This is a genomic window from Chryseobacterium sp. MHB01, from assembly GCF_034651565.1.
GTDB classification, from domain to species: Bacteria; Bacteroidota; Bacteroidia; order Flavobacteriales; family Weeksellaceae; genus Chryseobacterium; species Chryseobacterium nepalense.
Genome location: NZ_JAYEDA010000002.1, coordinates 206,953 through 221,673, shown reverse-complemented (window position 1 = coordinate 221,673; position 14,721 = coordinate 206,953). Strand labels below are relative to the sequence as shown.

The window sequence follows — 14,721 nt, the reverse complement described above, 5'->3', positions numbered from 1 at the left end:
AGGCAATTGACAATTCACTTTTCGAAAAATAATATAAGAGAATTGTCAATATACGAGGAAAAGTCGGTAATGAAGAGGTAATGAAGAAGCTTGATCATACTGTTGACGAAGTTTGCAGATGAAAATCAGCCTTATGTGGAAATGTAAATCAGGCTGATAATGAAGTGGCACTGTATGAAGACGAAGATCAACATGAATGCTGAAATGAAGCTGTACACCAGACAACAATGAAGAAGATTATTGACAATTCACTTTTTAAATTAAGATTTTTTGGGATTCAGAATTATGTTTAATGAAGGATGATTTTTTTTCATTAAACCGGAAATTAATAATAAAGAATAAAGTTAGTTCGTTAAAACTTGTTCTGATTTCAATAAAGTTTCTGGATCTCATAATCTCTTTTTTAATACTATTAAAACAAACATGCAAGATTCATTAGTAGAATATGGAGCCCGAAGAGTAATCATCACGATTACAGCTATTCTTTGTGCTTTGCTTGAAATTGTGGACTCCACGATTGTAAATGTAGCCCTCAATGAGATGAAGGGTAACCTCGGAGCCACACTTTCTGAGGTAGGATGGGTCATTACGGCATATGCGATCGGGAACGTGATCATTGTACCGATGACGAGCTGGCTTTCGCAGCAGTTCGGACGAAGAAATTACTTTGCGGCATCCATTATTATATTTACCGTATTCTCATTCCTGTGCGGAAATGCCACCAACATTTGGGAACTGGTATTCTTCAGGCTGATGCAGGGAATTGGAGGAGGCGCTTTGCTGGTAACTTCACAAACCATCATCACGGAATCTTATCCCATCGAAAAAAGAAGTATGGCACAGGCCATTTACGGTCTGGGAGTAATTATCGGTCCTACACTGGGACCACCGCTTGGAGGGTATATTGTAGATAACTTCAGCTGGCCTTATATTTTTTATATCAATATTCCAATCGGGATTGCTGCAACATTAATGACGCTTCAGTTTGTAAGAAGTCCGAAATATGCCGAAAAAAGAAAAGTTTCGGATGTCGACTGGATCGGGATCGCTCTCTTGGCTGTTACCGTTGGGTCGTTACAGTATATTTTGGAAAGAGGGCATGAAGAAGACTGGTTTGCAAGCGGATGGATTGTACTCTTTACCGTATCAGCAGTTTTAGGGTTTATACTATTCCTCTGGCGGGAACTTACCTTCAAATATCCTATTGTAGAATTAAGGGTTTTGAAAAACAGCAACCTAAGGATCGGTACAGTCATGTCCTTTGTACTAGGATTCGGTTTATATGGCTCTACCTTTATCGTTCCGTTGTATACACAAAGTATTTTGGGCTGGACGGCACTTCAATCAGGAGCATTAATGATTCCTGCAGCACTTACCACCGCTTTTATGATGCCGATCATCGGAAGGTTATTATCGAAAGGGGCGAAACAGCAGATTTTGGTTTCTTTAGGATTATTCATCTTCTTTGTCTACAGTTTCTGGGGATACAAAATATTAACGCCAGATACAAGTAAAGACGCCTTTTTCTGGATGCTGATCGTAAGAGGAGCCGGTCTGGGATTATTATTTATCCCGATTACATCGCTCTCTCTAAGTACACTGAAAGGACAGGAAATCGGGCAGGGAGCAGCTTTTACCGGGATGATGAGGCAGCTCGGAGGATCATTCGGGATTGCAGCGATAACGACTTTCATTGCCAATGCCGGACAAAAATACAGACTGAACCTGATTTCGCATCTTGATGAAAATGATTTTGCTGTTCAGCAACGACTCCAGGCTTTAAAAGGAAGTTTCATGGCAAAAGGAATGACGCCTGATGCCGCCATGAATGCCGCCTACAAAATGCTTGATCTTTCAGTAACAAAACAGGCTACGGTCCTTTCCTATATGGATGTATTCCTCTATCTGGGTGTGATTTTCCTAATCTGTATTCCATTTATTCTTTTCATTAAAGAAAGAAAAAGCAAACAGAAGATTGATCTGAGTGAAGCCATGCATTAAGTACATACCTTATAAAAACCTCCTTCGCGGAGGTTTTTTCATATCCGGCCGGGTTTTGCAGCGGTATATTGTCGGTTATAATGAGATCCTCTGCATTGTTTACAGTACGGAAGCTTATTTCACCCCGAAAGATCTCCGGCAGATACCTCTGTTCACGTTCCGGATAGGTATTTATATATTTAAGACATATGATTTGACGTCTTATGTGTATAATTATATACCTTATATGTATATATATTAATCTAAAACGCATCTCTATATATCTTATGCGTATATCTATAATATTAAAGCGTATAAATATAACAGTTAGGCGTATAACAATATATCTTAAGCGTATTCCAATTTGTGTTGAAAGGTTTGAAGTAATAAATAACGTCTCCTGACATGCATCTGTCACAGTCAGGTTGTATATTTACAGAGTAAATAGAATTTTAACCAAACGAAATTATTTGTAAATGAGTTATTGCGCAGCCATAGACAGAATGCAGCCCGAAAGCAGGAAGGAACTGCATAAAAAATATCACGACAACCATTACGGTTTCCCGATTCATGATGACAATGAATTGTTCGGAAGACTGGTGATGGAAATTAACCAGGCAGGACTGAGCTGGGAAACGATCCTGAAAAAAGAAGAAGGCTTCAGGAAGGCGTATGATAATTTTAATATTCAAAAAGTAGCGGCATATACAGAAGAAGACCGTGAAAAACTCTTGAATGACCCCGGAATTATCCGAAATAAATTAAAGGTCAATGCCGCGATAGAAAACGCAAAAACCATTATCGAATTGCAAAAAGAATTTGGTTCATTTGAAAATTGGCTGGAATATCATCACCCGAAAACACTGCCGGAATGGATGAAGCTTTTCAAGAAAACCTTCAAATTTACAGGTGGTGAAATTGTGAATGAATTTTTGATGAGTATCGGATATTTAAAAGGTTCTCACACGGAAGAATGTCCGGTTTATGAAAAAGTACTACAGCAAAATCCGAAGTGGCTGGAATGAGAATTTAACTTCTTCATAAAACCTTAATGGTTTAAATAAATGTTTGCGTAACGTCGTTTCGAGTAGCTTTTGAAAAAAGCATATCGAGAAATTAAAGCACCAATCCGAGGTTCTCGATACATTTTTCTCCGCTGCGCTGCGAAAAACACTCGAACTGACGTTACATCAATTTCATTTGACTTTTCAGCCGCTCGGTGAGCATCTTCATAATTCTTTTGTTAAAAACATTCTTGTCTGAAATATAGGTTTTCATCTCATCAGCAGTAAACATTCCGATGGTCATTCCGATGAAAATATTTCTCAATGCGTGATCCTTCCGGAGACTCTGTTCAATGAAATTTATTTTCTTATCTGTTGTTAAAGAATTAAAATCTGGTATTTTGGACCCCGCATAATCCTGAAACAGCATAAGAAAAATTTCATTCTGTAATTTCAGGACAGGGCGTAAGATTTGATTCTGAAATACTTCAATTGGGCCTGTATCGTCTGATGCTGGAATTGATAAGTTTTCTCTAAGGTCTGTTTTATTAAGCATTATCGGGAATTTTATGAACACAAAATTACTTTAATTTTATCACTGATTTAATACAAAATCAATTCTCTTTTCAGCTTCTTCTTTTGAAATTCCAAGATAGAAATCATTTACAAAAGGATGATTATGACTTTCATGCGGGTATACAAACGGTCGTCCTATTTTATTATTTACAATAACATCTGTTGGAATGGGTTCCTCAAATGAATAATCCGGCAGATTATTGGAAAGCCAGCCAAAAAAGCCGCTTTCAAATTCTTCATTATGATAATTCTCAGCATATTCATTATAGCTTTTCTCACTTAAGGAAACCCATACTCCGTACTCAAGATCCTGGCAGTTTTCATTTACCTCCTGAACAAGTACTGCTCTTATAAAATAACAGGTCTCATCGGAATATCTGATGATACATAAATCTGCAGATAATTCTGAATTTGCTACTTCATCATCAGATAAATTAAAATAAGGATAAGGTGCTGAATACGCTATGGCAGGCCAGTCCTCCTTTTCTTCGCCACAGCATTGACAAATGTATTTCATGATTTTTATTTTATTTGAGATTCCATTTTAGCGGTCTTTTAGATCAAACTAATAGCAACGGAATTCTTCTCAATTTATTTCTATTATTTTACCCCACCGTTTTTGTATCCTCTTCTTTCAGAATCTTTTTTTCTTTCATGGAAAGCATCATGCGTTCGCATTTGTAGGTGTTCCAGTCGAAATTGCTTAGAAAATCGAGGGCAGCCTGAAAACCGCGGTTAAAAAGCTCTTCTTTTTCCTCCTTTTTCATAAAGAAATTCAGCCAGCTGCTGCTTCCGCAGTTCACGGTCTGGATGCTGAACAGATGATAGAACGTATGTTTGGTAAGAAATGTTTTATCATTAAACCCTTTTAAAGTGCTGATGATATTTCCGGAATAGGTGAGGGGAGATTTCAGTACCTCTGCTGCCGTTTTTCCTTTTTCTGAAAGAAGATCAGAATCGCTGGTAAGCTGTACTCCGAATAAAGGCATTCTCGGATAAAAAATATCTGAGGAATGGAAAAGGTCAATCGGGAAATTGGAAATACTTCCGCCATCAATGAAAACACCGGCAGGATTAATATTTTCCGGGGTAGTATTCATCCAGAATTTCCAGGCATATTTTACAGAATCATCATTTTTATTGATTGCTTTCTGCATCGGCTCAAAAAAGAAAGGGACCGACATGGAAGCCCGTACAAACTCTGCCGGACTGATGTGCTTCAGTTCCTCTTCAGACCAGTATAGATTAGCCATTGTAGGAAGTTCCACCTTTATTTTAGCGTTAATGTCGGTAGTGATCACAATATATTCCGATTTCAGGAGATAAAAAGGATCTTTTTTATAGTATTCATTGTTTACCGTACTGTCATAGAAAATTTTATACCGGATCTTATCGATATGCTCCTGATTATTAATCCTGATCTCCTCAATGCTTTCCAGTGCTTTGTTATAATACTGCATTTCATTTCCGTAACGGTAGCTGAGGTTAAGATTTTTTCCTGTTTTGACAAACTTTTCATTAAGATCAGCCACTGTTTTAATATCAAATTTATTTAATGCGTCTTTCATGGCCGTTAAAAAAGTATTTCCGGGATTCAGTCCCGAATTCCTTTTTTTCAGATCAGAATAAAGTTTTAATAAAAATAAAACACCCATAATCACTAAAAACATGGGAATTGAAAAAAGGATTTTTGTTTGCCATATTTTGTCTGTTGGAAATACAAATGCCAGTATCCCGAAAAAGAGAAGAGTTCCTATAGCAAGAAAGGCATTGATCTTCAGGAAATTTTTATTGTTCAGCATCGCATGAATCGTTTTTCTTACATAGGGTTTCCCATCCATAAAATCGGCAAAGTTCCAGTTGAACAGAATATTTTTAATGTCTTCGCTTTTGGCATCTTCCTTAGTTTTGCATGCGGCAATCAGTATTGTGTTGATGGCTCCTGCGCTTGTACCTGCAATTTTAAGAAAACGGATTCCGAAGATTTCAAGTCCATAAAGATAACCTACGAGAGCACTTCCCCAGACACCGCCTCCTTCCTGTACAAATTCTACATATTGATTTCCCCCGGCATCTAAAATATCAGAGAATTCCTTAGCCGAAATACGGTCGTGCAATGCAGCCAGCTTTTTTTTGGATTCTTCTGAAAGAAGATCTTCTTCCAATATTTTTTTCAGGATTTCAGGTTTCATGGTGTTTGTGATTGGGTTGGTTTAAAGTATGCTACTTTCGCAGATGATGTTAAAATTAGTAATAATCGAAATATCTTCGCTACGTATTTTCACGATAACTACAACTGTAAATTACCACTGCTTTCTTCTTGCATAGATGAAGGTACAGATCACCACCAAAGCCATCAGTCCGAGTGTGAAAAAATAGCCGTGCTTGGTGTGGAGTTCGGGCATATTGTCAAAGTTCATTCCGTAAACCCCTGCAATAAATGTGATGGGTAAAAAATAAACCGAATAAATGGCCAGTACTTTCATGACCTGGTTGGCTTTCTGGTCAGACAGAGCCAGAAACATAGAGATCAGGTTGGTAATCTGAATATTGAGATGCTCAAAATCTGCCACCACATCTTTATGTTTATCTTTCAAATCATATGTTTCCGAATCCTGAAGGTCTAAGAGCTTAAATTTATCAATAGCATCGGCTGAAATGGTGAGAACCCTGGAATTAAGACCCGATTTTCTTTTGAGTTTGTATAATCTTTTAATCTGATTCGTATGATTGGTATTTTTAAGGAAAATTTCACTTTCGATATTATCCATGGTTTCAAACAGGCTTACGGATTCATCATCAAAACTTTTCATGATAAGCAGTGCAATTTTCAGTGCAATCTGATCCGAAGTAGCTTCTGCTGTAAGTGCGGAAAGTTGTTTCCTTGTTTCGGAAAGACTTTTGGTTTTAAGACGGTGAACCGTTATGATCGTCCTGCCGAGCAGGAAAATCCCGATTTTGGTGCTGATGTCACTGATGGTGTTGAGATTTTTACGTTCCAGTTCTGTACTTTCCCGCAACAGGAAAAATTTCACGTCGCCATCTTCTTCGTATTTTGGGAGGTGATTAGGGTCCTGTGTATCTTCAAGCAGGAGGTTGTTGATCTCATATCTTTCATGTAAAAATTTCAGGTCCTCCGCAGACGGAGCTTCCACATCTACCCATTCGCACTGGGAGTCTCTGTAAATAGTCTCAATTGGCATATAGTAAAAATAGTAATATTTTGAAAAACTATGTGTTAAATAAGTTTTATCTTTACCAAAATTAAAAACTATATGATTAAAAGTACAATAAAGGGAATCGGATTCCATGTTCCGGATAACATTGTTACGAATGATGATCTAGCAAAATTAATGACGACCAATGATGAATGGATTACAGAAAGAACCGGCATAAAAGAAAGGAGACACAGAGAAAACAGAAATGATTCCCAGGAAACCACTGCTTATCTTGGTTTCAAAGCCTCTGAAAAGGCGATCGCTAATGCAGGGCTTACTTCAAAAGATATTGACTATATTGTTTTTGCCACGCTTTCTCCGGATTATTATTTTCCTGGATGTGGTGTTTTGCTGCAGGAAATGCTGGGGTGTGATACCATCGGAGCGTTGGATGTAAGAAATCAGTGTTCCGGATTTGTATATGCAATGAGTGTTGCCAATGCTTTTATTAAAGCGGGAAATTATAAAAATATTCTGGTGGTAGGAGCCGAAATACACTCTTTCGGACTTGATTTTTCGGATGAAGGAAGAGGAGTTTCCGTAATTTTCGGTGATGGAGCAGGAGCGGTTGTACTTTCTGCATCGGAAGATGAAAATGCTGGTGATATTTTAGCCGTGAATATGCATTCTGAAGGGAAATTTGCCGATGAACTCTGCACACAGTTTCCGGGATCGAAATTCGGGTGGAGCGACAGAATGAGAAAGGAACCGGAAAATGTTACCAATAAGGAAGTGTATCCGATCATGAACGGAAATTTTGTTTTTAAACATGCGGTAACAAGATTTCCTGAAACCATGCAGGAAGCACTTGACAAAGCCGGAAAGACAATTGATGATCTGGACATGTTTATTCCGCACCAGGCTAATCTGAGAATTGCTCAGTTTGTACAGCAGAAATTCGGACTTCCGGATGAGAAGATCCATAATAATATCCAGAAATACGGAAATACTACTGCGGCCTCAATTCCTATTGCTTTAAGCGAAGCGATTGAAGAAGGAAAGATCAAAAGAGGTGATTTGGTACTTCTTTCTGCTTTCGGAAGCGGCTTTACGTGGGGAAGTGTTTTGTTTGAATATTAAGAAGAAATGGAAGTATAAAAAACGGCGCGGAAAATTTATTTTCCGCGCCGTTTTTATATGTTTAAATTTATTAAAGACTGTTCAGTAATTTTTCAGTGTCAGTATAATCTTCACCTGATTTTTTTGCGAGCTCGATAGACTTTTCAGCCCAAAGCCTTGCATTTTTCTTGTCTCCGATCTTATTATAAAGATTGGCTAAGGTATCAGTATTGGCATAATTTTCATTTTTCTTTACGGATTCCTGCGCCCAAGTCACTGCTTTTGCAAGGGATGTCTTATTGGTTACATTTTCAAAGAAATTCCAGGCAATAGAATTCAGTTCTTCTGATGAAGAAGCTGATGGATCTTTGTACAGTTCAATAGTTGTTTTTTCGTAGGTGTCAATATCCTTATCTTTAAGAGCTCTGCTGGCTTTTGCTCTTTTCAGGATTCGTTCGGCTTCGTCTTTTGTTAAAAACTTCTGGGTTTCTGCCATGAATGAGTTGTCGTTCCATTTTTTTGTATCAGCGTTATACGCTTTTCTGATGGCGGTATTTACTTTTATATTTTTATCAAAAGCTTCATATCTTTCTGCAGGAAGAATTTTGGTAATCTCCGCTTTTTTAGCTACAAACGTTTTGTATAATGGACTTTCCGTACTTTGCGTTGCAGAAAGCAGCATTTGTACGTCATCTCTGTCAAACTCGGGCTTTTCGCTGAAATACCGGTCCAGTACTCTTGCTGCAAATTCAGCATCATTGTACATGGTAAGTCCGGCAAGATTTTTCAGGAATTCGGGATCTTTTTCTCCGTTTTCGAATTTCTGTTTTAAAGCAATCAGTCTTTTATTGGGATCTCCTGCATCTTTTGCAAACTGGATGAAATCATTCTCTTCAACATATCCCAGTGTTCTGTGTACTACTTCACCGTTTCCGTCTACGAAAAGATAGGTAGGAAATGCTTTTACATTGTATTTTTTGGCAAGTTCTATTCCTTCCCCTTTTTCCATATCGATTTTTGCATTCACAAAATGGGAGTTGTAATAGTCGCCTACGCTTTTCTGTGGAAAAACATTTTTCACCATAAGCTTACAAGGGCCACACCATGAAGCATACGCATCGATAAATATCAGTTTATTTTCTTTTTTCGCTTTTGCGAGAATGGTGCTGAAGTTGGAGTCTTCAAATTTGATTCCCTGTGCAAAAGCCAGTGCTCCTATGAAAAGAGCTGAGAATATTGTTAATTTTTTCATAATACTTTTTATTGATTGCAAATGTAATAATTATGTTAACAAATCAGTCTGTAATACATAAAAATTGTTACAGCATTTCTTGGATTATTTTCTTTGGTTAAGGTTAAGTTTTTTAAGTGATCTTACTATTAAAATAGGTTTATTACAGTAAATTTTTTTAATGAAAAATCCGCAGAATTTTCTGCGGATATATTATTTTGTAGATGATGAATCCGATTTCGTTTTTACAGTGTTTGCAGAATCCATTTCGGAATTTGCAGCGGCACTTTCACCCATGCTGTTTCTCATATATTCTTTGTTTCTTTCTTCTTTGAATTCCTCCCGGTCTTCTTTTTTTTGTGCGCAGCTTCCTAAAAACAGTATTGCAAAAACTGCTGCTGTAAATAATTTTGTCATAGAAATATTTTTAATGTTAAGTATAATCAAATATAGTTATTAAAGATAAAAGATAAAAGATAAAAGATCAAAGATCAAAGATAAAAGATCAAAGATAAAAGATAAAAGATAGTTTGATTATAGACCTTTGAAATTTCAAATTCGAATTCTTCTTAAATCTTAATGTTAAATTGAAAAAGGTGTCACAAAAATGGCTTTAAATTTAAACAAGAAATCCCCAGAATTATCTGAGGACTGTTCATTGCAAGTTAAACTATTATTATTTAACAGTAGTTGCTGAATCCATTTTCATTGCTGAGCTGTCAGGAGTGGTTGTCGTAGTAGACATCGTATCCGTTGTAGCAGGAGTCATACTCTGTGTGGTATTGTCTACTGCTGTTGAATCGGTACTGCTGTTTGACATTGAAGATTCCTTTGTTCCGCAACTTACTGCTATTACTCCTAGTGCTGCGATTAACATTAATTTTTTCATAATACTTTATTTTTTGGTATTGGAATTAGAGCTAGCAATAATTATTCCGAAATCAGAATGAATTGTATTTTAATAAAAAAATTAATATTAATTAATAAAAAAGCTCCGGAATATATCCGAAGCTGTATCTATTGATGATGCAATTATGCATTACTCATTACTCATAATCTATCCTAAATACGGATATTTGTAATCTTTTGGAGAAACGAAGGTTTCTTTTACTGATCTTACGGATGTCCATCTCAATAAGTTCATTTTCGAACCTGCTTTATCATTTGTTCCTGAAGCTCTGCCGCCACCAAAAGGCTGCTGGCCAACAACAGCACCGGTTGGTTTGTCGTTGATATAGAAGTTTCCGGAAGCATTTTCCAATGCTTTAAATGCTTCATTAATCGCATATCTGTCTTGTGCAAAAACAGAACCGGTTAATGAATAAGGAGAAGAAGAGTCAACAAGCTCCAGTGTTTCAGCCCATTTGGCATCTTCATAAACAAACACGGATAAGATAGGTCCGAAGATTTCTTCCACCATACTTTCGTATTGAGGGTTTGTCGTTTCGATCACTGTAGGATGTACAAACCATCCTTTAGCATTATCACATGTTCCTCCGATCACTACGTTTGCTTCGTTTGAAGAATTGGCTCTGTCAATATATCCTTTACATTTTTCAAAAGAATTTTTATCAATTACCGCATTTACAAAGTTGGAAGGATCTTCAGGAGAACCAATTTTAATAGAATTGATTTGATTTTCCATTACTTTTTTCACATCAGCCCAAAGTGACTGAGGAATATAAGCCCTGGATGCTGCGGAACATTTTTGTCCCTGATATTCGAAAGCTCCTCTTACCAAAGCCGTTGCTACAGCTTCAATATTCGCTGAAGGGTGAGCAATGACAAAGTCTTTTCCGCCGGTCTCACCAACGATTCTTGGGTATGTTCTGTAATTATGAATATTGTCCCCGATCATTTTCCACATTCCCTGGAAAACTTTGGTAGAACCTGTAAAGTGAAGTCCTGCAAAATCTCTGTGCGCCAATACTTTTTCTGCGGTTTCTTTTCCGTCTGTGAAAATCATGTTAATTACTCCGGCAGGAAGGCCTGCTTCAGTTAAAACATCCATGATTACTTTTGCGGAATAGATCTGTTTATCAGACGGTTTCCAAACAACTACGTTTCCAAGCATTGCCATACACGTTGGTAAATTTCCTGAAATAGCTGTAAAGTTAAAAGGAGTTACCGCAAAACAAAATCCTTCTAATGGTCTGTATTCTACTCTGTTCCAGATTCCTGCATCGGAAACCGGCTGCTCAGAATACATTTCTGTCATGAACTCTACGTTAAATCTTAAAAAGTCGATAAATTCGCAAGCAGCATCAATTTCAGCCTGATGAACATTCTTAGACTGCCCGATCATGGTTGCAGCGTTGATAACGTCTCTGTAAGGTCCTGCTAAAAGATCAGCAGCTTTTAAGAAAATTGCTGCACGATGTTCCCAGCCCAGTTCGTTCCATTGTTTTTTTGCAGCCAGTGCTGCATTAATTGCATCGTCAACATGCTGCATGGTTCCTCTGTGATAAAATCCAAAGTCATGGGCATGATCCTGAGGTGACTGAAGCTGAACCTTATCGTCGGTTTTTACTTCTTTACCATTGATGATCATTGGGATTTCTATCTTTTCAGCCCACATTTTTTTATATTGAGCGATAAGGCTTTTTACTTCCGGAGTTCCCGGTGCGTAAGAATTTACCGGTTCATTTACCGCAAATGGTACTTGCGAAATTGCTTTAGACATATAGTTGTATATTTTTTATTTGCTAATGATACAAATTTACAACATTTATTCGGGTGGATTATAATATGTGAATGGTCAATTTTGCTTTGCAAGTGAATGGTGAATTTTTCAGGCATGATTAATATTGACAAGCGCTACGGATTGACAATTCACCATTCACCATCACATCTTTTCGTTTTCCAGAATTTTTAAAACCAGCTTTTCTTCATGGGTAAGTCCGGCTTTACCATCATTCTTTTCAATTTGTTCGAGTTCATCAAGGTATTTTTTGATGGTATTATTTTCGTATAAATTAATAACTAATGGATGAACATAATATTTCCGACAGACAGTACTTGTATTTCCGAGATGTGAAGCAACCATTTCAAGTGCTTCTTTTACTTTTTTCTTATATTCTGTGTGGGTTTCTGCGTATCCAATCTCTTTAAATGCGATTAATGCACTTACCGTTCCCGACCAAGTTCTGAAATCCTTTGCTGTAAAATCCTCACCACTTATTTCTTTAATATAATTATTGACCATACCGGAATCTACAGTATGGCGGTTGCCTTCATCATCAATATATTGGAATAATTCTTTACCAGGAATATCTTTGCATTTCTGAATTAATTTTGAAAGTCGTCTGCTTTTAAGATCGATATCATGCATGACGCCTTTTTTTCCTTTAAAATGAAAGGAAATTTTCTGTCCCTGGACTTTTACATGTTTTCCTTTCAAGGTGGTGAGTCCAAAAGAACCGTACAGTTTTTCGTAAGCATTATTTCCGATCCTGATATTGGTTTTTTGCATCAGGCTCACAATTAATGCGAGAATCTTTCTTTTGTCGAAATTTCTTAATGCTAAATCTTTTTCTACCTGAAGCCGGATATCGGGCAATGCATACCCAAACTGCAGCATCCTGTAAAACTTTGTATGGTTTCGAAGGGCGCTCCATAAAGGATGATAGCGATACTGTTTTCTTTTCTTTACATCAAATCCTGTGGCCTGAAGATGACCGTTATCAAGCGCGCAGATCCATACGTTTTCCCAAGCCGGAGGGATTACCAGCTTGTTGATTCTTGAAATTTCATCTTTATCCCTGATTTTTTCGCCGTCTTTATAATAGGAATATTTTTTTCCGTTTTTTTTTCGTGTAATACCGGCTGTCTCTGCATCGGAGGTATAAATAAGATGTACCGCCTTTGCAGATGCCACCGGATCTTTCATAATTTTGACAATCTTTGCAGGCTTCAGATGGGAAATGATTTCTAAGTCTGAATTTTCCATAAAATCTGGTTAAGAGTTCCTACCCCTTGAAAATAGCCATAAGATAATAGCTATTACGCCAACTACTAATATGATTCCCCACCACATTCCTGCTTTGAAGATTGTTTCTACTGCTTCGCAGCTTGTAAGTGTCAGTAATGTTAATATCGCAAAACTGTAAAAGCTCCATTTTTTCATGATAATATTATTTTAGTGTTTATTATTTCAGACTCTTTGGTGATCAGGTCTCCATTTTGTTATGGATTTTTTAATCTCATCACCTTTTATTTTTTCTTTTAGTGCTTTTTCAAGAAATATCTTAAATTCATCATCGTAAGCAAAACGTAATGCAGCAATTTGCCCGAATGTAAGTTTTTCCTCAACGTCATCAGATCTCAATCCAAAAATTTCAAAGTATCTCTGCCTGAATTCAAGCCTCACAATACGATTCTGAAGAACCAATGCATAATGCTGGCGGACCATAATGGCTAAATAAAAAATCAGAAAAATAATTACAGAAAACAAAATCCATGAAAGTTGATTTTGTTCGTCACTGAAAATCTTATATATTCCGATTCCTTCTAAAATGATTAATAGCGGAAGAAAAACGAAATGATGAGGAGCATAAAATCGTACGTGATTTTTATAATTCTGACTTTCCATTTCACGTATATTGCAATAATCTTTCCAAAATCTTTAATTTCTGATCTGAACTTAATTTTGAGACTAAGGGAATAGTGAATTAAGAGTTAATATGTTGTTCAATAAGTGCTTTAGTGAAATCTGAAATTAATTCTGATGTATATTACTATATTTAAGTATATTAACACTTTAAATATCTGTATAAAATGATCAGGAAAATAATATTTATATTCACTATTTTGATTTCACTGTTGAGTTTTAGTCAAAAATATAATTTTACTTATCAGTACACCTTTAAGCCCGACTCATTACATTTAGAGAAAACAGAAACCGAACTAATGGGGCTGTTTATCGATAAAAACGGATCCACTTACTTCAGCCTGGCAAAAGTAAAAAGAGATTCAGCAATCGCGCAGAACATGAATTCAGATGGAATGCCCTCAAACAGGCCTGTTTCATTAAATACCTTTCCACAAGAAAAAGTTCGTGGCATAATTCAAAAGGACTGGCGATCCAATGAAGTAATATCTTACCTGTCTGTGAACACTGATCGATTTAAAATCATTCAGCACATTACCTTCAATTGGCACATCGAAACAGAAACTGCCCTGATACAAGGTAAGAAATGCCAACTGGCAACGGTAGAATATAAAGGCAGAAAGTATAACGCTTGGTTTACTAATGAAATTCCTATTTCGGAAGGGCCATATAAATTTGGCGGACTTCCGGGATTGATCGTCAAGATCGAAGACACAAAAAAACAACATATCTGGGAATTAAAAGGAATTGAAAAGTTCAGACATATAAAACTTAATTTGTCCGCCTATATTCCTGTGACGGAAATCCAATATAAAAAAGCCGTTGAAGATTACATCAGAGATCCGATGAACAGAATGAGAGAGCTTAAGCGAAGATACGGAATTACCAGTTTTACTTCAACTTCACCTGATGGGACTTCATACTCAGATGCTGAATATGAAAAAATGAAAACTAAGAAAATACAGGAGAGTTTTAAGGAAAACAATAATTCCATAGAGCTTTATTAAACATTTTTGGAATTATCTCAGGATTTGATTAATTACG

The 14,721-nt window shown here is 36.7% G+C and carries 14 protein-coding genes; 4 read left to right on the top strand and 10 right to left on the bottom strand.

All coding sequences use genetic code 11. From position 1 onward, the window contains the following. Positions 1-423 precede the first annotated feature (423 nt). Both U9K52_RS04595 and U9K52_RS04590 read left to right on the top strand, forming a co-directional pair. Complete coding sequence (locus U9K52_RS04595) at positions 424-2,001, top strand: DHA2 family efflux MFS transporter permease subunit (protein ID WP_263602575.1); 1,578 nt, start codon at positions 424-426, stop codon at positions 1,999-2,001. Between the two features lie 455 nt (positions 2,002-2,456). Next, positions 2,457-3,005: a DNA-3-methyladenine glycosylase I gene (locus U9K52_RS04590; RefSeq protein ID WP_263602576.1), complete on the top strand. Its 549-nt coding sequence runs from the start codon at positions 2,457-2,459 to the stop codon at positions 3,003-3,005. A gap of 160 nt (positions 3,006-3,165) precedes the next feature. Here the strand turns inward: U9K52_RS04590 and U9K52_RS04585 are convergent, their stop codons facing one another. From U9K52_RS04585 to U9K52_RS04570, 4 genes are all read right to left on the bottom strand, one after another. Then, entirely contained in the window at positions 3,166-3,540 is a 375-nt protein-coding gene (locus U9K52_RS04585; protein WP_322925574.1) for a hypothetical protein, read from the bottom strand. Positions 3,541-3,579: 39 nt separating this feature from the next. Then, positions 3,580-4,077, bottom strand: a complete 498-nt coding sequence (locus tag U9K52_RS04580; RefSeq protein WP_322925573.1) for a DUF2199 domain-containing protein — start codon at positions 4,075-4,077, stop codon at positions 3,580-3,582. Between the two features lie 88 nt (positions 4,078-4,165). Next, positions 4,166-5,752 carry a patatin-like phospholipase family protein gene (locus U9K52_RS04575; RefSeq protein WP_322925572.1) on the bottom strand — a complete coding sequence of 529 codons (1,587 nt, stop codon included), beginning with the start codon at positions 5,750-5,752 and terminating at the stop codon, positions 4,166-4,168. Between the two features lie 111 nt (positions 5,753-5,863). After that, positions 5,864-6,763, bottom strand: coding sequence for a CorA family divalent cation transporter (locus U9K52_RS04570; protein WP_248394256.1), 900 nt, complete (start codon positions 6,761-6,763; stop codon positions 5,864-5,866). A 72-nt stretch (positions 6,764-6,835) separates the two neighbouring features. Between U9K52_RS04570 and U9K52_RS04565 the strand changes: the two genes are divergently transcribed. Beyond that, entirely contained in the window at positions 6,836-7,858 is a 1,023-nt protein-coding gene (locus U9K52_RS04565) for a 3-oxoacyl-ACP synthase III family protein (protein WP_248394254.1), read from the top strand. 70 nt (positions 7,859-7,928) lie between these two features. On the opposite strand, the gene U9K52_RS04560 is transcribed toward U9K52_RS04565, so the two are convergent. From U9K52_RS04560 to U9K52_RS04535, 6 genes are all read right to left on the bottom strand, one after another. Continuing rightward, positions 7,929-9,089 (bottom strand): thioredoxin family protein, encoded by a 1,161-nt coding sequence (locus tag U9K52_RS04560; protein ID WP_248394252.1) that lies wholly within the window; start codon positions 9,087-9,089, stop codon positions 7,929-7,931. 192 nt (positions 9,090-9,281) lie between these two features. After that, positions 9,282-9,485 carry a hypothetical protein gene (locus tag U9K52_RS04555; protein ID WP_248394250.1) on the bottom strand — a complete coding sequence of 68 codons (204 nt, stop codon included), beginning with the start codon at positions 9,483-9,485 and terminating at the stop codon, positions 9,282-9,284. A 259-nt stretch (positions 9,486-9,744) separates the two neighbouring features. Next, positions 9,745-9,957: a cytochrome C551 gene (locus tag U9K52_RS04550; protein ID WP_248394248.1), complete on the bottom strand. Its 213-nt coding sequence runs from the start codon at positions 9,955-9,957 to the stop codon at positions 9,745-9,747. A 168-nt stretch (positions 9,958-10,125) separates the two neighbouring features. Continuing rightward, positions 10,126-11,751 (bottom strand): L-glutamate gamma-semialdehyde dehydrogenase, encoded by a 1,626-nt coding sequence (gene pruA, locus U9K52_RS04545; protein WP_322925571.1) that lies wholly within the window; start codon positions 11,749-11,751, stop codon positions 10,126-10,128. A 162-nt stretch (positions 11,752-11,913) separates the two neighbouring features. Continuing rightward, positions 11,914-13,017 (bottom strand): hypothetical protein, encoded by a 1,104-nt coding sequence (locus tag U9K52_RS04540; protein ID WP_322925570.1) that lies wholly within the window; start codon positions 13,015-13,017, stop codon positions 11,914-11,916. A 204-nt stretch (positions 13,018-13,221) separates the two neighbouring features. Continuing rightward, complete coding sequence (locus tag U9K52_RS04535; RefSeq protein WP_248394242.1) at positions 13,222-13,659, bottom strand: DUF6526 family protein; 438 nt, start codon at positions 13,657-13,659, stop codon at positions 13,222-13,224. 185 nt (positions 13,660-13,844) lie between these two features. Between U9K52_RS04535 and U9K52_RS04530 the strand changes: the two genes are divergently transcribed. Beyond that, the gene (locus U9K52_RS04530) at positions 13,845-14,684 is read left to right on the top strand and encodes a GLPGLI family protein (protein WP_322925569.1); all 840 of its coding nucleotides are present in this window, start codon (positions 13,845-13,847) and stop codon (positions 14,682-14,684) included. Positions 14,685-14,721 lie beyond the last annotated feature (37 nt).

Coding starts and splice junctions, on each gene's coding strand:
- U9K52_RS04595 (WP_263602575.1), top strand. CDS start 424: ATGCAAGATTCATTAGTAGAATATGGAGCCCGAAGAGTAATCATCACG.
- U9K52_RS04590 (WP_263602576.1), top strand. CDS start 2,457: ATGAGTTATTGCGCAGCCATAGACAGAATGCAGCCCGAAAGCAGGAAG.
- U9K52_RS04585 (WP_322925574.1), bottom strand. CDS start 3,540: ATGCTTAATAAAACAGACCTTAGAGAAAACTTATCAATTCCAGCATCA.
- U9K52_RS04580 (WP_322925573.1), bottom strand. CDS start 4,077: ATGAAATACATTTGTCAATGCTGTGGCGAAGAAAAGGAGGACTGGCCT.
- U9K52_RS04575 (WP_322925572.1), bottom strand. CDS start 5,752: ATGAAACCTGAAATCCTGAAAAAAATATTGGAAGAAGATCTTCTTTCA.
- U9K52_RS04570 (WP_248394256.1), bottom strand. CDS start 6,763: ATGCCAATTGAGACTATTTACAGAGACTCCCAGTGCGAATGGGTAGAT.
- U9K52_RS04565 (WP_248394254.1), top strand. CDS start 6,836: ATGATTAAAAGTACAATAAAGGGAATCGGATTCCATGTTCCGGATAAC.
- U9K52_RS04560 (WP_248394252.1), bottom strand. CDS start 9,089: ATGAAAAAATTAACAATATTCTCAGCTCTTTTCATAGGAGCACTGGCT.
- U9K52_RS04555 (WP_248394250.1), bottom strand. CDS start 9,485: ATGACAAAATTATTTACAGCAGCAGTTTTTGCAATACTGTTTTTAGGA.
- U9K52_RS04550 (WP_248394248.1), bottom strand. CDS start 9,957: ATGAAAAAATTAATGTTAATCGCAGCACTAGGAGTAATAGCAGTAAGT.
- pruA (WP_322925571.1), bottom strand. CDS start 11,751: ATGTCTAAAGCAATTTCGCAAGTACCATTTGCGGTAAATGAACCGGTA.
- U9K52_RS04540 (WP_322925570.1), bottom strand. CDS start 13,017: ATGGAAAATTCAGACTTAGAAATCATTTCCCATCTGAAGCCTGCAAAG.
- U9K52_RS04535 (WP_248394242.1), bottom strand. CDS start 13,659: ATGGAAAGTCAGAATTATAAAAATCACGTACGATTTTATGCTCCTCAT.
- U9K52_RS04530 (WP_322925569.1), top strand. CDS start 13,845: ATGATCAGGAAAATAATATTTATATTCACTATTTTGATTTCACTGTTG.